The 17129-nt window shown below is 69.2% G+C and carries 14 protein-coding genes; 10 read left to right on the forward strand and 4 right to left on the reverse strand.

What is annotated here, in order from left to right; all coding sequences use genetic code 11:
- Positions 1–56: 56 nt before the first annotated feature.
- From AC54T1_RS03360 to AC54T1_RS03370, 3 genes are read left to right on the forward strand one after another with little or no spacing between them, the layout of a single operon-like run.
- Positions 57–3569 (forward strand): hypothetical protein, encoded by a 3513-nt coding sequence (locus AC54T1_RS03360; protein ID WP_496911023.1) that lies wholly within the window; start codon positions 57–59, stop codon positions 3567–3569.
- Between the two features lie 27 nt (positions 3570–3596).
- Positions 3597–6083 carry a glycoside hydrolase family 3 protein gene (locus AC54T1_RS03365; protein ID WP_496911024.1) on the forward strand — a complete coding sequence of 829 codons (2487 nt, stop codon included), beginning with the start codon at positions 3597–3599 and terminating at the stop codon, positions 6081–6083.
- Positions 6084–6088: 5 nt separating this feature from the next.
- Positions 6089–6436, forward strand: a complete 348-nt coding sequence (locus AC54T1_RS03370) for a DUF4440 domain-containing protein (protein WP_496911025.1) — start codon at positions 6089–6091, stop codon at positions 6434–6436.
- A 17-nt stretch (positions 6437–6453) separates the two neighbouring features.
- Here AC54T1_RS03370 and AC54T1_RS03375 read toward each other — a convergent pair whose 3' ends face one another.
- On the reverse strand, positions 6454–7035 hold the full coding sequence (locus AC54T1_RS03375) for a hypothetical protein (protein WP_496911026.1): 582 nt from the start codon (positions 7033–7035) through the stop codon (positions 6454–6456).
- Positions 7036–7226: 191 nt separating this feature from the next.
- Between AC54T1_RS03375 and AC54T1_RS03380 the strand changes: the two genes are divergently transcribed.
- The gene (locus AC54T1_RS03380; protein ID WP_496911027.1) at positions 7227–7964 is read left to right on the forward strand and encodes an EcsC family protein; all 738 of its coding nucleotides are present in this window, start codon (positions 7227–7229) and stop codon (positions 7962–7964) included.
- A gap of 75 nt (positions 7965–8039) precedes the next feature.
- On the opposite strand, the gene AC54T1_RS03385 is transcribed toward AC54T1_RS03380, so the two are convergent.
- Together AC54T1_RS03385 and AC54T1_RS03390 are read right to left on the reverse strand one after the other, a co-directional pair.
- Positions 8040–8324: a putative quinol monooxygenase gene (locus AC54T1_RS03385; protein ID WP_496911028.1), complete on the reverse strand. Its 285-nt coding sequence runs from the start codon at positions 8322–8324 to the stop codon at positions 8040–8042.
- Positions 8325–8618: 294 nt separating this feature from the next.
- Positions 8619–9476: an RCC1 domain-containing protein gene (locus AC54T1_RS03390; protein WP_496911029.1), complete on the reverse strand. Its 858-nt coding sequence runs from the start codon at positions 9474–9476 to the stop codon at positions 8619–8621.
- Between the two features lie 185 nt (positions 9477–9661).
- On the opposite strand from AC54T1_RS03390, the gene AC54T1_RS03395 reads away from it, so the two are divergent.
- From AC54T1_RS03395 to AC54T1_RS03405, 3 genes are all read left to right on the forward strand, one after another.
- Positions 9662–10582, forward strand: a complete 921-nt coding sequence (locus AC54T1_RS03395; RefSeq protein WP_496911030.1) for an ABC transporter ATP-binding protein — start codon at positions 9662–9664, stop codon at positions 10580–10582.
- Complete coding sequence (locus tag AC54T1_RS03400) at positions 10579–12204, forward strand: ABC transporter permease (RefSeq protein WP_496911031.1); 1626 nt, start codon at positions 10579–10581, stop codon at positions 12202–12204. The genes AC54T1_RS03395 and AC54T1_RS03400 overlap by 4 nt, the downstream gene beginning before the upstream one ends.
- A gap of 238 nt (positions 12205–12442) precedes the next feature.
- Complete coding sequence (locus AC54T1_RS03405; RefSeq protein WP_496911032.1) at positions 12443–13003, forward strand: GNAT family N-acetyltransferase; 561 nt, start codon at positions 12443–12445, stop codon at positions 13001–13003.
- Positions 13004–13295: 292 nt separating this feature from the next.
- On the opposite strand, the gene AC54T1_RS03410 is transcribed toward AC54T1_RS03405, so the two are convergent.
- Positions 13296–13712, reverse strand: coding sequence for a GNAT family N-acetyltransferase (locus AC54T1_RS03410; protein ID WP_496911033.1), 417 nt, complete (start codon positions 13710–13712; stop codon positions 13296–13298).
- A gap of 286 nt (positions 13713–13998) precedes the next feature.
- Here AC54T1_RS03410 and AC54T1_RS03415 point away from each other — a divergent pair, with 286 nt between their 5' ends.
- From AC54T1_RS03415 to AC54T1_RS03425, 3 genes are all read left to right on the forward strand, one after another.
- Positions 13999–14619, forward strand: coding sequence for a nucleotidyltransferase domain-containing protein (locus AC54T1_RS03415; protein ID WP_496911034.1), 621 nt, complete (start codon positions 13999–14001; stop codon positions 14617–14619).
- Positions 14620–15549: 930 nt separating this feature from the next.
- Positions 15550–16065, forward strand: coding sequence for a GNAT family N-acetyltransferase (locus AC54T1_RS03420; protein ID WP_496911035.1), 516 nt, complete (start codon positions 15550–15552; stop codon positions 16063–16065).
- 99 nt (positions 16066–16164) lie between these two features.
- Positions 16165–17094, forward strand: coding sequence for an aminoglycoside phosphotransferase family protein (locus tag AC54T1_RS03425; protein ID WP_496911036.1), 930 nt, complete (start codon positions 16165–16167; stop codon positions 17092–17094).
- The last annotated feature ends 35 nt before the right edge of the window (positions 17095–17129 follow it).

The raw sequence follows: 17129 nt of genomic DNA on the forward strand, positions 1-17129 counted from the left end.
CGCCCGCCCCGCTCTCCCGCACCAGCACTCCGCGCCCGACCCCGAGGGACCTCTTCGTGACCACGCACTCCGCCCACCCGTCCGCCACCGACCCCGCCGAGGCGGGGGCCGCGTCACTGCCCGCCGCGTCACTGCCCGCCGCGCGGAGCACCGCCCAGCGGACGGCCCCCGCGGGGGTGCTCGCGGCCGGCGCGACCCGCATCGAGCTGACGAGCGCCGGTGACGTGCGTGCCATCACGCACGGTGAGTCGATGCTCGTCAACCAGTACGTGCCGAGCGAGCACGACGCCATGGTGGGCGGAGTGTTCCTGCGACGCCACGGAGCCGGGCCCGACGGTGCGCGCACCGTGGCGGGCGTGCCGCTCGTCGGCGGCCGCGCGAGCGGCACCTTCACCGCGGACGCGGCCGGTGCGCAGTGGTCCGGCGAGGCGCTCGGCGCGCGCTACCGCGTCACGCTCACCCTCGACCCGAGCGGCGAGCTGTGGGTGTGGCGGGTGGACCTCGAGGCGGCTGACGCCCCGGACGCGGGGACGGTGTACGACGTCGTCGTCGCGCAGGACCTCGCCCTCGCACCCGTCGCGACAGCCGTGAACAACGAGCCGTACGTGAGCCAGTACCTCGTCCACCACGTCGTCGACGACGCCCGGGCAGGGTCCGTCGTCGCGAGCCGGCAGACCATGGCGACCGCGCCCGTCCTGCCCCTGGCGGTCACCGCCCTCGTCGAGGGCGCGCGCGCCCACCTCACGGACGGGTTCTCGTTCTACGGGCTCGAGAGCAAGCTCGACGGCCGCGCCCACAGCCTCGACGTCCCGGACTGGGACTCCCTCGTGTACCAGTACGAGTTCGCCCTCCCGGCGCTCGTCGGCTCCGAGCTCGACCTCACCGCGCCCCGGACCGTGCACGCCGTCACCGCGGTCGTCGCGGACTACCGCGGAGAGCTCGGGGACGCCCTCGACGCGGTCCCCGGACTGCTGGACCGCGCCGTCACGCTCGCCGCCGAGCCCGCGGCACGGCGCGACGACGCACCCGCGCCCGGCCGCTCGCTCCTCGTCTCCGCGCCCCTGCTCGCCGGACGCGAGCTCTCCGACGAGGAGCTCGTCGCCCTGGGCACCGCCGGCGCGCACGCCGAGAGCTCGCCCGGGCTCCTCCAGCCGGAACGTGACTCCGACGGACGGCTGCTGTCGTTCTTCACGTCCGAGGCCACCCACGTGGTGAGCCGCGCCAAGGAGCTCGCGGTCGAACGCCCGCACGGGCACGTCCTCAAGGCCGGGTCCGACGTGCGGCCGAACGACAACATCCTCTCTGCGACGGCCTACGCGTACGGGGTGTTCGCCTCGCACCTCGTCGTCGGCAACACGACCGCCAACCGCCTGCTGTCCGTCCAGCGCAACCACCTCAACCTGCTGCGCTCCTCGGGGGTGCGGGCGCTCGTCCGCACCGGTGCCGGCTGGCAGCTGCTCGGTGTGCCGTCCGCCCTCGTCCTCGACCTGGGCGGGGTCCGCTGGGTCTACGCGACGGACACCGGCCGCATCGAGGTCCGCACGACGGCGAGCCACGACGGCCGCGCCATCGAGGTCCGGGTGGACTCGGAGCAGCTGCTCGACGTCCTCCTCACGGCCGACGTCGAGCCTGGTGACCAGACGTGGAGCGTCACCCCCGCCCTCGACGGCCGCGCCCTCCTCTACACGCCGGATCCGGGCACCGACGTCGCCGAGCACTGCCCGGACCTCGCGTACGTGCTCGCGACCCCCACGGGCCGGCTCGCGGACGACGCGCCGCTGTTCGCCGACGGACGGTCCCGCGGCACCACCCTGACCACCGCGGCGTTCGAGCACACGACGTCCGCATCGCTCGTGCTCACCGGCGACCTCGATGGCGCCGCACCCGCCCTTGCCGCAGCCGAGTCGGTGCTCGGGACCCCGCTCGACGTCGAGGCCGAGCTCGCGGGCCACCGCAGCTACATCGCGGACTACACGCGCAACCTGCGGGTGGAGGGTGACGGCCGGCTCGCCGAGGTCAACCTGCTCCTGCCGTGGTTCACGCAGAACGCGCTCGTGCACTTCCTCGTCCCGCACGGCCTCGAGCAGTACTCCGGCGCTGCCTGGGGCACCCGCGACGTGTGCCAGGGACCGCTCGAGCTCAACCTCGCGTTCGGCCACTTCGACGTGGCCCGGGAGATCGTCCGCCGTGTCTTCGCCCACCAGCTGGCCGACGGCACGCTCCCGCAGTGGTTCATGTTCGACGCCTACGGCGAGCGCTACTCCGACGAGGCGCACGGCGACGTCGTCGTCTGGCCGCTCATGGCGCTCGGGGAGTACCTCACCGCGACCGGTGACACCGCCATCCTCGACGTCGAGGTGCCGTTCTGGGACGGCGACGCGCGCCGCCCGGGCACGGTCGCGGTGCCCATCGCGGAGCACGTGCGCGCCTCGCTCGACCACATCCGCAGCCACCGTGCCCCCGGCACCGACCTGCTGTCCTACGGCGAGGGCGACTGGGACGACACGCTCCAGCCCGCCCAGGCCTCGATGAAGCACGAGATGGCGTCCGCCTGGACCGTCGCGCTGCTCTACCAGGCGGCCAGCACCCTCGACGCGCAGCTGCGCGGCAGCGCGCACGACGCGCTCGCTGCGGAGCTCGCCGCGGAGGCCGCGACGATCGCGGGGCAGTTCACCGACCGTCTCGTCATCGACGACGTGCTCGCCGGGTACGTCGTGTTCGCGCCCGAGGGTCCCTGGCCCGTGCTCCACCCGAGCGACGACCGGACCGGGCTGTCCTACCGGCTCATCCCCATGACGAGGTCCATCATCGCCGGGCTCTTCACGCCCGAGCAGGTGCTGCGCCACGAGAGCCTCGTCGAGGAGCACCTGCACTTCCCCGACGGTGTGCGCCTCATGGACCGGCCCGCCCCGTTCCACGACGGGCAGACGCTGTTCTTCCGCCGCGCGGAGCAGGCCGCGAACTTCGGTCGCGAGGTCGGGCTCATGTACACCCACGCCCACATCCGCTACACCCAGGCCCTGGCGGCCCTCGGCCGGGAACGGCTCGTCACCGAGCTGCTGCGCATCAGCCCCGTCGGCCAGTTCGAGCGACTGGACAACAGCCTCCCGCGCCAGCGCAACTGCTACTACTCCTCGTCCGACGCAGCGTTCACCGACCGCTACGACGCCGCGGCGAACTTCGACCGGCTGCGCGCTGGCACCGTCGGGGTCAAGGGCGGGTGGCGCGTGTACTCCAGCGGCCCGGGCATCTACCTGCGGCAGCTCGTGCAGGGGGCGCTCGGGATCGTCGAGCAGGCCGGGGCGGTGGGCTTCGACCCCGTCCTCGCGCTCGAGGACGACGGGCTGACGATCAGCCTCGACGTCGCGGGGGAACGCCGCACGGTCCGTTTCCACGTGGAGCCCGGGCACGGCGGCGTGCGGGCGCTGGGCGACGGCGCGCCCCTCACCGGCGTCGAGACGGCGGCGCGCTACCGTCTGGGGGGCCTGTCCGTCCCGGCAGCCGAGCTCGCCGGGATCGCGGTCCTCGACGTGCACGTCGGCGTCGATCGCAGCACGATCGGAGCCTGACCCCGACCCCCCCTTGGAGACGCACCCGTGAGCACGCCGTCCGACACCCCCGTCCCGTCCCTCTCTGCCGGTGAGCAGGAGCTCGCCCAGGCCTCGACGGGCCTCGTCGACACCGACACGTTCGTCGAGCCGGAGCTCGCGGCCCTGTGCCGGGAGTCCGCTGCGGACGGGGCGGTCCTGCTCACCAACGACGGCACGCTGCCCGTGCGCGAGGGCGCGACCGTCGCACTGTTCGGGCGGGTCCAGATCGACTACTTCGCGGTCGGATACGGCTCCGGCGGGGACGTCAACGCCCCGTACTCCTGGAACCTCCTCGACGCGCTGCGCGACGGCGGCCGGGTGGCCGTCGACGCGGAGCTCGCCGAGACGTACACCCGCTGGTGCGCGGACAACCGTCCGGACGAGGGCGACTGGGGCAACTGGCCGCGCTACTTCGAGGAGATGCCCCTCGACCGCGGGAGCGTCCGCGACGCGGCCGGACGGGCGGACGTCGCCGTCGTCGTCATCGGCCGTGCCGCCGGTGAGGCGCGCGAGAACGAGCTGACCAAGGGCAGCTACTACCTCACGGATGCCGAGACCGAGCTGCTCGACGCCGTGACAGCCGAGTTCTCCAGCACCGTCGTCGTCCTCGACTGCGGCAACGTCGTCGACCTCGCGTGGGTCGAGGAGTACGGCGAGAAGATCTCCGCCGTGCTCTACGCGTGGCAGGGCGGCATGGAGGGCGCGCGGGCGATCGCGGACGTGCTCACCGGCGTCCAGGTGCCCGGCGGCCGACTCACGGACACCATCGCGCGGCACTACGCCGACTACCCGAGCGCCCCCAACTTCGGTGGGCTCGACCACAACGTGTACGCCGAGGACATCTACGTCGGCTACCGCTACTTCGAGACCTTCGCGCAGGACGCCGTCCTCTTCCCGTTCGGGTTCGGGCTGGGCTACACGCGGCTCGACATGGCGACGACGGCTGAGGTCAGCGCCGAGGCGATCACCGTCGCCGCGCGCGTGAGCAACACGGGCACCGAGCACCTCGGCGCCGAGGTCGTCCAGGTGTACGTCCAGGCACCCGACGGCGCGCTGGGCAAGCCCGCACGCTCCCTCGCAGGCTTCGCGAAGACCCGTCTGCTCGCCCCGGGCGAGACGGACATCGTGCACGTCACCGTGCCCGTCTCGTCCCTGGCGTCGTACGACGACTCGGGGGTCACCGGGCACCGCTCCGCCTACGTCCTCGAAGCCGGGACCTACACCGTGTTCGCCGGCACGGATGTGCGGACGGCGGCCGAGGTCGCGACCTTCACGCTCGACGAGCTCCGCGTCGTCGAGCAGCTCACCGAGCAGTGCGCACCGGCGGTCGAGAACCCGTTCCAGCGGATGGTCGTCGCACGTGACGAGGCGGGCAACGCCGTCGTCGGGTGGCAGGACGTCCCCACGCGCCAGGCCTCGCGCCGGGAGCGCATCGAGGCGCGCGACGTCCCCGCGGTCGAGCAGACGGGTGACCACGGCATCACCCTCGCCGACGTCGCGGAGGGCACGGCGACGCTCGACGCGTTCGTCGCGCAGCTGTCGGACGAGGAGCTCGAGGCGCTCACCCGCGGCGACCGCATCATGGACAGCCCGCTCGGAGCGAAGGGCAACGCCGGCGTGCTCGGCGGCATCACCGGGTCCTTGCGCGCCAAGGGCGTGCCGCCCGTCACGACGACGGACGGCCCGTCCGGCATCCGGCTCGCCGCCTACGCGTCGCTCCTGCCGTGCGGCGCCGCGCTCGCGGCGACGTGGAACACCCCGCTCGTGCGGCGCCTCGCCGCCCACCACGGCGCCGAGATGGTCCGCAAGGGCACGCAGGTGCTGCTCAGCCCCGGTATGAACATCCACCGCGACCCGCTGTGCGGGCGGAACTTCGAGTACTTCTCCGAGGACCCGCTCGTCACCGGCCTCATGGCCGCCGCCGTCGTGGGTGGGGTCCAGGAGGCGGGCGTCGGGGCGTGCCCCAAGCACTTCGCGGCCAACAACCAGGAGACCAACCGCAACCTCAACGACTCGCGCGTCTCGGAGCGGGCGCTGCGAGAGATCTACCTGCGCGGGTTCCAGATCTGCGTCACCGAGTCGGCGCCGCTGACGATCATGACGTCGTACAACAAGATCAACGGCGTGTGGTCGCACTACAACGACGAGCTGTGCACCGCGATCCTGCGCGACGAGTGGGGCTTCGAGGGCACCGTCATCACCGACTGGTGGATGCAGCGGTCCGTCGACCCCGACTTCCCGGCCCTGTCCGACGACGCGTACCGCGTCCGCGCGCAGGTCGACGTGTTCATGCCCGGCGGCTGGGTGGACCACGAGACAGGCGAGTTCGACGCCGAGGCCGCGGCGTCTCTCCTCGACTCGCTCGCCCGGCCCGACGGGATCACCCTCGGGGAGATCCAGCGCACGGCACGGAACGTGCTGCGGCTGACCATGGCCCTGCCGGTGCTGCGCGAGAAGATCACCGAGCTGTCCGCAGGGGCAGCGCAGGGCTGACCGTCATGAGCCACACCCTCCTCCGCTCGCTCGAAGAATCGCTCCTCACGACGGACGTGCAGCACGATTCCGCTCGCCTGCGCGAGCTCCTCCATGAAGAGTTCGTCGAGGTGGATCGGTACGGCGGTCGTTGGACGCGCGCCGAGATCATCGAGCTGTTGGCGGGAGTGGAAGAGCGGGCGGCGCCGGTCACCGACGAGTGGGAGTACAGCGAGCTGAGCCCGACCCTGACGTTGGTGACCTATCGCATCTGCGGCCCGGGCGCGACGAGCCGCCATGCATCCGTCTGGGACACCGCGGGCGACGGCCCCCGCGTGAGGTTTCATCAGGGCACACTCATCACGCCCCGATGACAATCGTCACTGGTCTATCAGGGACCTAGCTGGTCAGACGGCAGCAGTGCGGCGTGTCCAAGCCGCGTGCCGTCGTGGCCAAGGATCGCCAGTTCCTGAGGCCGGCGTCCGGGCCAGACGATGGCGACTCGCCCGTGCCACGGAACCACGACCTGCCGATCGCTGACAGCGACCCGGGCGACGTCTGCGTTGACCCGGATCGTGCCGTAGTTGATCCACCGCCCGTGGGGCCGCCAGACGTTCCCCGCGCGGCCATCCCGAACCCCACCGGAACCTTCGAGCACCAGCACCCGAGGATCCACACCTGGCGCCCCGCGGAGTCCCTCAGGGAGCTCAGCAGGTCGGTGGTCGAGTGCGTCATCCGCTGCCGGGCCGCCACCACCGCCGAGCATGAACCACTCTCCCCCGTGGCGAGCGAGGACGTGGCTCTCTTCGACGGTGCACCCCACGCTTCTGCGTACGAACATCGTGACCGCGATGTCGTCGGCGACGTCGACCGCGACCGCGGCATGCCGGCGACGCCGGCTCAGGCGAGCGACCGGCGTGACCTCACAGGACTCGATGAGTATGAGGCTCTCGGCCAGGGCGTCGTAGACCACGCTGTGAACCTATACGGCGGCACACGCGCTCACGGGCCTGACCCACAACCGCTAGTCCCTGGCCCCGGTCACATGGGGCGTTCTTGCCGGGCGGGCACCGTGAAGAATTCGGTCGGGGTCGCCGGTAGGGGGTGTGACTCCGCGCGCCCTACCGTGAGTGCGTTGGATGCCGGACTACGAGAGGTTCCGCGATGACCGACCCGACTCAGCACGACGCTGCCCTGCCGGGAGCGGAGGGGGCTCCGACGGCGGCTGCCGACAAGGCGTCGGCCCAGCTGGTGAAGATGATCGGCAGCGTCATCGATTCCGGTGTCGGTCCTTTCGCCGGCTCGATCGCCTGGGCGGAAGACAGGCTGTCGAGGGTGCAGGGCGGCCGCTACGTACCGAACCACGAGCGGACTCGCCCGGTACTCGCTGAGGATCGGGACGACGTCGAGAAGGCGATCAAGCGGCTGATCATCGAATCGGTGGAAGCCGCTGGAGTCAGTGGCTTCGTCACCGGGCTGGGTGGCTTCGTCCTTATGCCCGTCACCGTCCCGGCCAACATGGCTGGCGCGCTCGTCATCAACGCGCGGCTTGCTGCTGCAGTCGCCTATCTGCGCGGTTACGACCCCACGGATCCGCACGTCCGGACGGTGGCGATGATCGTCGCCCTCGGCTCCAACGCCCAGCAGGTCGCGCGGACCGTCGGGATCAAGGTCGGGGAGAAGCTGGCGATGCAGGTGATCAAGAAGCTCCCGATGTCCGTTGTTCACCAGATCAACAAGAAGGTCGGCTTCATGCTGCTGGCCAAGTACGGAACGAAGCGCTCGATGGTCACACTGGCGAAAGGGGTGCCGCTTGTCGGCGGAGTGATCGGCGGTGCCGTCGATGCCGGCATGACGAGCGTGGTGGGCCGTACCGCCAAGACGATGTTCCACGTCGACTGACCGGGCGGGTCTGGACGAACCCAACAGATCGGGAAGCTCGCGCCAGGAGCCGGAGAACCCGTTACTCCTGGGTGATCAGCCGGGCAGCCCCTGCACCACGTAGTCGCGTTCGATGCCCCTCGTCTCTCGGCCCCACTCGCTCTCCGTGACGCGCACCTGGTGGCGCCTGAAAACTTCCGCGCTCTCGAAGAGCTCCGAGACCGTCCACACGAGCGGGTCCGGGGTCGGAGTCACATCGAAGGCAAGACAACCGGCCTCCGCGCGGGTCAGATCGATGTGGCTAGGCAGACAGCGCGCAACAGTGGCAGCTTCCTCCGCCGTCGCGCAGATGAGGTGGCCGGTCAGCTGGACGTTGCTCACGGCGCCACGATAGACGGCGCACACGTGATCATTCGTCGGCTCCGTGCACCTGCTCACAGCCGGTGAGCCGCGTGTGAGGAGCTAGCGACCTACAAGGCCTCCGGCTTCGTGCCGCAGACGCCCGTGACGGACCTCCGGCGTCCGTGAGCAGCCTTGCGGCATGCCCGCAGACGAACTAGCGCTGGACAACCTCCTGAGTCTCGAACGCCGCGGATGGAGAGCCACTGTTCGCTCGTCGGCGACCAACTCGCGCTGACGTTGTACCCGCAGACCACCATCACCCACTGACCACCGTTATCGGTCGGGTGATAGCCGCCAGCCAGCGGTGTCGCACTGGCCGTCGTCGTTGTTGCCTGTTGCGAGGACCGTCCCGTCCGAGCGCAGGCCGAGCGTGTGGGTTGATCCTGCCGCGACCGCCACCACGCCTCGCCAGTGTTCGACGTCGCACTGCCCACGGCTGTTGTCACCTGCCGCCAGCACCCGCCCTCCAGCGAGGACTGCCACGGTGTGACGGCTTCCGGTCGCAAGGCCTATGACGTCTCGCCACGCACACGCGTCCTGGATGCCAGCGGAACGATCGCCGACTGCGACTACTCGCCCGTGTCTGGTGAGGGCGGCGGTGTGGAGGTAGCCCGCAGCGATCGCGTCGACTCCGCGCCATCCGGCGACTTCGCACTGTCCCCTGCGGTTGTTCCCAGTTGCCAGGACCGTGCCGTCGTTGCGGAGACCGACGGAGTGCCAGTCCCCGGCCGCCAGGGCTACAAGGTCGGACCATCCTTCGACATTGTTGGCTCCTTCGTTGCGACGCCCGGTCGCACGGGCTGTTCCGTCGGCAACGACAGCAAGTGTGCGTCGCCAGCCAGCGGCGATGCTGACGATGTCGCCCCAGTCGTGGACGTCGCACTGACCTTCGTTGTTCCAACCGGTCGCGAGGACAGTTCCGTCTCTGCGCAGTCCTACCGTGTGGGAACGCCCGGTGTTGGGTGCGGTGTGCACGCTTCCCGCTGCGACCGCGGTGACGTTGCTCCATCCAGTCGTGCGCAACTCCTCTGAGCCTGCGCGCCCGGCAGTCAGCACCAGTCCGCTCGTATCGATCCCTACCGAGTGCCGCCGGCCGGCGGCGATGCGGGTGTGGACCTGAGGGGAAGCCATCGGTGCATGTTGCCAGAGTCTCCTGGCCGATCGGTGTCCCGGTGGGGCGCCCGCTCGGGCGACGGCCGGCCTCGGTTCGGTGCTCTGTGATCACCCAAATCCCACTCCCCACTTGCCGAGTTCCTCACCCGCAGAGTTTCCTGGAAGTGCGCCACGGACGGTGGCCCGCAGGCAAGGAGAGACGCATGAGCGCGGCCGAGCCAGTGATCGAGATCGACGGGCTGACGAAGTCCTACGGGAAGTTCCAGGCGTTGCGAGGGGTGGACCTGCAGGTCGAGCGCGGCCAGGTGCACGGCTTCCTCGGCCCCAACGGTGCCGGGAAGTCCACGACCGTCCGCGTCCTGCTCGGGCTGCTCAGGGCCGACGGCGGGACGGTGCGTCTGCTGGGTCAGGACCCGTGGAGCGACGTGGTGGCATTGCACAGACGCCTCGCGTACGTGCCCGGGGACGTGTCGCTGTGGCCGGGGATGACAGGCGGAGAGGCTATCGACCTGCTGGGGTCCATGCGTGGAGGCTTGGACGAGAGGCGTCGCACGGAGCTTGTCGAGCGATTCGAGCTCGACCCGACCAAGCGTGGCCGGCAGTACTCCAAGGGAAACCGTCAGAAGGTGGCGATCGTCGCGGCCCTGGCCTCCGATGCCGAGCTGCTCATCCTCGACGAACCGACCAGCGGTCTGGACCCTCTCATGGAGAACGTGTTCCAAGAGGTCATAGCTGAGGCCAAGGGGCGCGGCGCGACGGTGCTGCTCTCGAGCCACATCATGGCGGAGATCGAGACCCTTGCAGACCGGCTCAGCATCATCCGCGACGGGAGGATCGTCCGGTCCGGCACCCTGACTGACCTGCGAGGTGACACCCGCACCGCTGTGCACGCCGTCCTCGAGCGAGTCCCGGACCCGCAGAAGCTCGCCGGGCTGCACGACGTCCGCCTCGATGGCAACCGTCTCAACGCGACCGTCGAGTCCGACCGCATCGGTGATGCCATGACCCTCCTGACGGGGTACGGGCTCGCGTCCCTGACCGTCGAGCCCCCGTCGCTGGAGAGCCTGTTCCTTCGCCTGTACGAGGACGAGGACGCAGCACCGGCCACACGAACGACACGATGACCGCGGCCGCAACCTCTGCCCCCCGGGTTGGTGGCGGAAGCCTCACCGGCACCCTCCCGCTGCTGCGCACCTCGCTCAAGCACGACGGGCGCGGCTTCGCGCCGTGGATCGTGATCGCGACCGTCCTGTCCGCCTCCTCGGTCCTCGTCCATCCCTGGGTCTTTCCCACCGCGGAAGCCCGACAGGGCCTGGCGAGCACGGTCGGCGCGAACCCGGCCCTCGGCCTGATCTTCGGACCCGCGTTCGACGTGACCACCGCCGACGGGTTCAACGCCTGGCGTGCCCTGGCACTGGGCGGTTTCCTCGCCGCACTCGGCGCGATCTTCGCCGTCATCCGCGCTACCCGGGGCCAGGAGGACTCCGGACAGGCCGAGCTCCTTGCCTCGGGCGTGCTCGGACGCTCCAGCCGTCTGCTCACCGGCGTCGCGATGGCCTTGATCGGTTCTCTCCTGCTCGGCCTGGTCTCCGGCCTGCTCACCGTGGCCTGCGGGGGAGGCTGGGAAGCCTCGATGCTGCTCGGGGCCACGTTCACCGCGACGGGGTGGATGTTCACCGGCGTCGCGGCAGTCACCGCCCAGCTCGGCTCGGACGCGCGCACCGCGAACTCCATCGCCGTGGCCACCCTCGGCGCCCTGTTCGTCCTGCGCGGATTCGCCTACTCCGTCAAGGCCCCCGAATGGACCGTGTGGATCAACCCGCTCGGCTGGATGACCGAAACCCGGCCAGCGACCGGAGACCACTGGTGGCCCTTGCTGCTTGCCGTCGCATTCACGTTCGCCGCCCTGGTCATCGCGTTCGTCCTGCAAGCGCGTCGCGACTTCGGGCAGGGAGCGATCAAGCCCGGACCCGGACCTGCGCGCGGCAAGGCCCGCACCGCCTGGAGCCTGACGCTGAGGCTCAACCGCGGCCCCTTCCTCACCTGGACCATCGCCTTCGCACTGCTGGGCATCGTGTTCGGATACCTCGCGACCTCCATCACCGATGTCCTGGGCTCCGACAGCGCGGCCCAACGGATCCTCGCCGCCGGTGCGACCGGGCAGTCCCAGCTCATCTCCGCGTTCCTCGTCACGATCCTGAGCCTGGTCGGCATCATCGCCGCGATCCCCGGCGTTCAGACCATGCTCAAGGTCCGCAGCGAAGAGATGGAGGATCGCGTGGAGCCGGTCATGGCCACCGCCGTCACCCGCCCCCGTTACTACGCCGGCAACGTGCTCTTCGCACTCGGCGCACCCACCATCTATCTGCTGATCGCCGGCACCCTCGTCGCGTCCCTGGCCTCGGGAGCCGACATCGGCGTCACCTTCTCCGACGCCTTCCTGCAGGCCCTCGCCACGATCCCAGCCGTGTGGACCGTCGTCGCCATCTCAGCCGCCGTCGTCGGTGCCAGGCCCGCAGTCAGCCTCGCCGCCTGGATCGGAGTCCTGGCGTCCTTCGCGCTCACCCTCCTCGGTCCAACCTTCGGACTGGACGACTGGGTCCTGGGGATCAGCCCCTTCTGGCACGTCCCCACCGTCACCGCGACCCCCGTCGACCCCACCGGGCTCCTGTGGATCACCCTGTTCACGATCGGCTTCCTGCTCATCGGGTTCACCGGATTCCGTCGACGCGACCTCGCCCGCTGATCCACCCGCCATCGCCAAGACCGTCGTGCAATCGCCCAGGGAGTACGACGAGCTCGTTGGTCCGTCGATGAGTGCGGGAGCCAGATCAGCCACCGGCTGCGCCTGGAGCACCCAGAGGACGCCCTGCACACCCCGTAGCCGGGACACCCCGGCCCGACTATGCCTCGGCGCCGCACCACGTGCGCGAGATGAGTGCGTGCGGGGTCGCCCGTGGTTGCGGGGCTCTATGCTGCGTGCGGTGAGCGCCCTACCGCTGCCTGACCCGGACTTGTCCTCCGGTGGTGTCCTGTTGCGACCGTGGCTCGCCGACGAGGCGGTCGCTCTGCATGCGGCCTTCGCTGACCCGGAGGTGCTGGCGTTCACATGGCCGTCCCCTGACCCATACCTCGTCGAGGACGCGCAGCGGTTCTTGGAGGACCAGCAGCGCTCGCGGATCGCGGGGCAGGAGTTGCAGCTGGCGGTGGCGGCGCGCGGCACGGGGATGCTGTGGGGCGGTGTGTCGCTGTACGCGGTCGATCTGAAGCAGCGACGGGCGTCCATCGGGTACTGGCTCACGACGGCGGCGCGTGGTCGTGGTGCCGCGACCACAGCCGTTCGGCTGCTGACGGGTTGGGGCTTCGACGCCCTGAACCTCGCGCGCGTGGAACTGACCTGCGGCCCCGACAACATCGCCTCGCAGCGGGTAGCTCAGCGATGCGGCTTCCGGCGCGAAGGCGTCCTGCGCTCGCACATGACGTTCAAATCGGGTCGCCGGGACACCGTCGTCCACAGCCTGCTGGCCGGAGACCTCACCGAGTGAGGGCCGCGCTGCCGTCCGATATGCCAGGGGCCCTCGTCCGGTATGGCGCCCGATGAGGTAGGCCGTCACCACGACAGTCAAGGCCACTGCGCAGGCGAGGACGGTTGACCAGGTATGGCGCATGGCGGGGGGAGAGCTCATCGGCATGACCCGACTATGAGCGGCGGTGGGTCGTGTCTATCGTCCGCTACTGCTCGAGGAGCGCTCTGACTCCCCGAAAACGATCGTCTCCAAGGGCAGGTCGCTGTGGATAGCGTGGACGCGCTTGGCTCGACGCGCGCCGCACCGACCTTCACCGAAGCTTGATGAGTCCGGCGTTGGTTGGGACGAAGCCGCATGCGTTGAAGTAGAAGCTCTTGAGGTGGTCCTCAAAGTCGACGTGGAGCCATTCGCAGCCCGCGTCGGAGGAATGCTCACGCGCGACCTCGATCAGGCGGACGCCCACGCCCTTCCGACGGGCACGCACCGCGACGAGAGTGTCTTCGACGAAGGCGTGGGCACGTCCGTCCCAGATGATGTTGACGAAGCCGATCAGTCCGTGAGCGTCGCGTGCGGTAACCCAGCCCAGGCTGTGGTTGTTGAGCTGGTGGTCCCACAGTGTGTCCTGGATGCAGTGTTCGAAGCCCTCAGCGTGCAACCTACTAACTTCTTGATTGGTGAACGATCCACGCCACTCGTAGCGGATGCGACCGAAATCGGAACTGAGCAATGCGACTCCTTAAGCGGGGCCTACATCCGGGTGGCCTCTAGAAAGTACGGTGCGAACAGTGTGCGGCCTTCATCAGCTGCTCCGTTCGGATTCTCGCAATGAGCCGCCGGCACGCGGCGGAGTCGCCCGCTTGGAACGTCTCGCAGCCATCACAGAACGCCACCATAGCGATCAACTCCACAGCCGTACCCCGCCTCGCTCACGTACCGCAAACGATCGTTTTCGACGGGTGCGGCAGGCAACGCCACCGACCGATACGCGAGTGGAAGATCCGTAGCATCTCACTGTGGACCACAACGAGATCGTGCGACTCTATGGGCCGTGGCATTCACGCACGGTCGGCGACGTAGTTGAACTCTTCGAGGGCTACGCAGGCCCATGGTGGATCGCCGGCGGGTGGGCCATCGAGGCATTCACGGGCGTCTCACGCCCTCACGGCGACATCGACCCGAGCATCCCTCGCTCCGATGCGCATCTGCTGCGGGCGCATCTCCTCGGCCGCCTGGACGCGTGGGCGGCAAACCGAGGCGACCTGCTCCCACTTGTCGACCCCTCCAGGCTGGTGCCGAAAACCTGCAGCAATCTGTGGCTAAGGGCCAACGGCGCCAGCCCTTGGGAGTACGACGTCATCCTGATGGACGCCACCCCGGCCCAATGGACCTACAAGCGAGACCCGAGAGTCACACTCGCCTTCGACGAGATCCTCTGGACCAAGGAGGGCGTGAACTACTTGCGCCCGGAGATCCAACTACTCTACAAAGCTCCGGGACTTCGACCGCAGGATCAGATGGACTTCGATGCCGCTCGTGCGTCTATGACTGATGAAGCCTCGGCATGGCTTCGAAGCGCACTGGAGACCGCCCACCCGGCTCACCCGTGGATCAAGGAACTCGTACGCTCACGTTGACCAGCGCCCAGCTCGCAGCCCTCGTGAGCAGCAGTTGCGCGATGAGTCCGCCGTAAACGCCCGCCACGAACCCGTTTCGGACAGCGTTAGCGGCACCACTTCCAGAGGTCCGAGCGCGCCCGCGCCGCAAACGATCGTTTTCGGGTCCGCGGCGTGTTGGATGATCAACGCTGTGTGATGGTGCACGACGCGGCTCGACGCGCTGATGTCGGCACCCACTCCGCGTCGGAAGGTGCGTCGTCTCGCGCCTACCGTGCGATGTGAGAGCGATTGCGTTCCGAGGGGCGCTGCTGGGCGGATCGTGCTGCGAGAACTACCCCGGCCGAGGAAGCGGCAGCCAGGGCGAGACTCAGGCCTACGGCTTTCCGATTGACCTCGATGCACTCGGGATCTGAATCTGTGCTGTCCGACATCCCGAAGAGAGGCTCCTGAATGCAGGTAGCCAAGCCGTTCAAACTCTCGGCTTGGCGGGGCACGTGAGTCCACACCCAACAGGCAAGAACGATGCTGACGACGGTGATGCTCAGGGTGCAACGCACTACAGCGCTGATCGCCCGTGATCGACACACAGCAATCACCGAGGATGTCGCGCACGCTAGAAAGACAACGCTCACTGCGGTCGCAAGTAAGACTTGAGATGAGTTCACTGTTTTACCGCCTCGGTTGCTACCGCTCGATGGTCACCTCGGGCGCGCACAGAGGGACTCTTAGGAGAACAGAACCGTGAAGTCATGGCTCAATAGGGAGCCGGTCACCAGGGATGCAGCGGGGCCGCTCTGCCGTCCTCGTGCCCACCCTGCCACCCGAGGGATGGCGACCGGGCCAGCCCGTGACAGCCTCTCACGGACGATCTAGCTGTCTCTCGTCCGCAAATGATCGCTTTCTGGGCGCTGGTAGCACCGGTAGTGGCCCGATGGTTTACTGCTCGACATGGGGCTTGATCGGTGCCGGGCAGCGGATGTCGAGGAGCTCAGGGCGTTCTTGGGCGAGGTGGATCTGACCTTGAGCGGTCTGGATGCGCCGAGTGTCCGGTTGTGGCTCGAGCGCGACGAGCGCGGCGAGATTGTCGGGAGCACGGGGTACGAGATCAGCGCCGACGGCGGTCATGTATTGATCCGCAGCGTTGCCGTGAGCCCGACGCACAGAGCGCGCGGGCGGGGCACCATCCTGGCTCGTTTCGCACTCGACCGAGCGGCGGAGGAGGGGGCTGAGACAGCGTGGTTGTTCAGTCGTCGCTCCGGCCCGTTCTGGCAGAGCCTGGGCTTCGAGCCCGCTGACCGAGATGAACTCGCCGAAGCACTCAGGAACACGCATCAAGTGCGCCTGTTCCAGGAGACCGGCCAGCTCGGCCGGGAGGTCGCGTGGTCCCGGCCCCTCGTGTCCGACGGTCTCGCGACCGACTACCCGACGCCAGCCCACGGCGAAGAGGCTGCACCCATCCGATAACCATCGTTTCCGAGCGCGTGCGGTGGGCAGCGCTCAGCGCACCGGACGGCAGCCTGAGCGGTAGGTCGCCCGTGGCACACCCTCAGTAGGTTTCTCTCCATGGCGGAGTTGCAGGACAGCACCGAGATCACCGCGGACCTCGTCCGTGATCTGTTGCGAGACCAGCACGCGGACCTAGCTGAGCTGCCGCTTCGTGAGGTGGAGGGCGGCTGGGGTAACCAGATGTGGCGCCTCGGGGACGAACTAGCGGTGCGGATCCAGCGCATGGATACCGACACCGGTCACCAGCTCAATGAGCGCCGGTGGCTGCCGCTGCTCGCATCGCGCTTGCCATTGCCGATCCCTGTCCCGGTGCGAAGTGGTGCTCCGTCTGAGCGATTCCCCAAGATGTGGACGGTCATGACGTGGGTGCCGGGCCTTCCGCTGGACCACGGGTCGATCACACGCAGCGAGCACGCGACCGACACCCTGGCGGCGTTCCTCCGGGCGCTGCATGTGGCTGCCCCCACGGATGCACCGCCTGACACGGGCCGTGGTGGGCACCCGAGTGACCTCACGCAGGGCTTCAACTACTTTCTCGAATCCGTGGACGCGGATTCGATCGGCTCTGACGCCGCCGCCCTTCGGGCCATCTGGAACGACGCCGTTGCGGCTCCCGCGTGGGCGGGGCCGCCGGTGTGGGTGCACAGTGACTTGCATCCGGCGAACGTCGTGATCGCGGACGGGACACTGGCGGGCGTCGTGGACTTCGGCGACCTGTTCGCTGGCGACCCGGCGGTGGACCTAGCGGCCGCGTGGGTGCTGCTGCCGATGGGGGCGGCAGCGCGCTTCTTTGCCGCATACGCCAAGGCCGACGACGCGACGATTCGGCGCGCCCGCGGGCAGGCCGTTCTGAAATGCCTCTTCCTGATGTTGATGGGGCAGAACGGCGACCGCGGTATGCCCGGCGGCAAGCCGGCGTGGGGTCCGGCGGGCCGGGCGGCGCTCGACCGGGTCCTCAGCGAACGCCTGACACAACTCCACGAGTAGGTCGACGGCATACCAGCTCTCCCGCACGCGAAGCC

It is taken from the genome of Sanguibacter sp. Z41_6 (assembly GCF_059621145.1).

Excerpts from the sequence above, each read along its gene's own strand:
- AC54T1_RS03420 (WP_496911035.1), top strand. The coding sequence starts at position 15,550 with ATGGGGCTTGATCGGTGCCGGGCAGCGGATGTCGAGGAGCTCAGGGCG.
- AC54T1_RS03425 (WP_496911036.1), top strand. The coding sequence starts at position 16,165 with ATGGCGGAGTTGCAGGACAGCACCGAGATCACCGCGGACCTCGTCCGT.
- AC54T1_RS03390 (WP_496911029.1), bottom strand. The coding sequence starts at position 9,476 with ATGGCTTCCCCTCAGGTCCACACCCGCATCGCCGCCGGCCGGCGGCAC.
- AC54T1_RS03400 (WP_496911031.1), top strand. The coding sequence starts at position 10,579 with ATGACCGCGGCCGCAACCTCTGCCCCCCGGGTTGGTGGCGGAAGCCTC.
- AC54T1_RS03370 (WP_496911025.1), top strand. The coding sequence starts at position 6,089 with ATGAGCCACACCCTCCTCCGCTCGCTCGAAGAATCGCTCCTCACGACG.
- AC54T1_RS03380 (WP_496911027.1), top strand. The coding sequence starts at position 7,227 with ATGACCGACCCGACTCAGCACGACGCTGCCCTGCCGGGAGCGGAGGGG.
- AC54T1_RS03395 (WP_496911030.1), top strand. The coding sequence starts at position 9,662 with ATGAGCGCGGCCGAGCCAGTGATCGAGATCGACGGGCTGACGAAGTCC.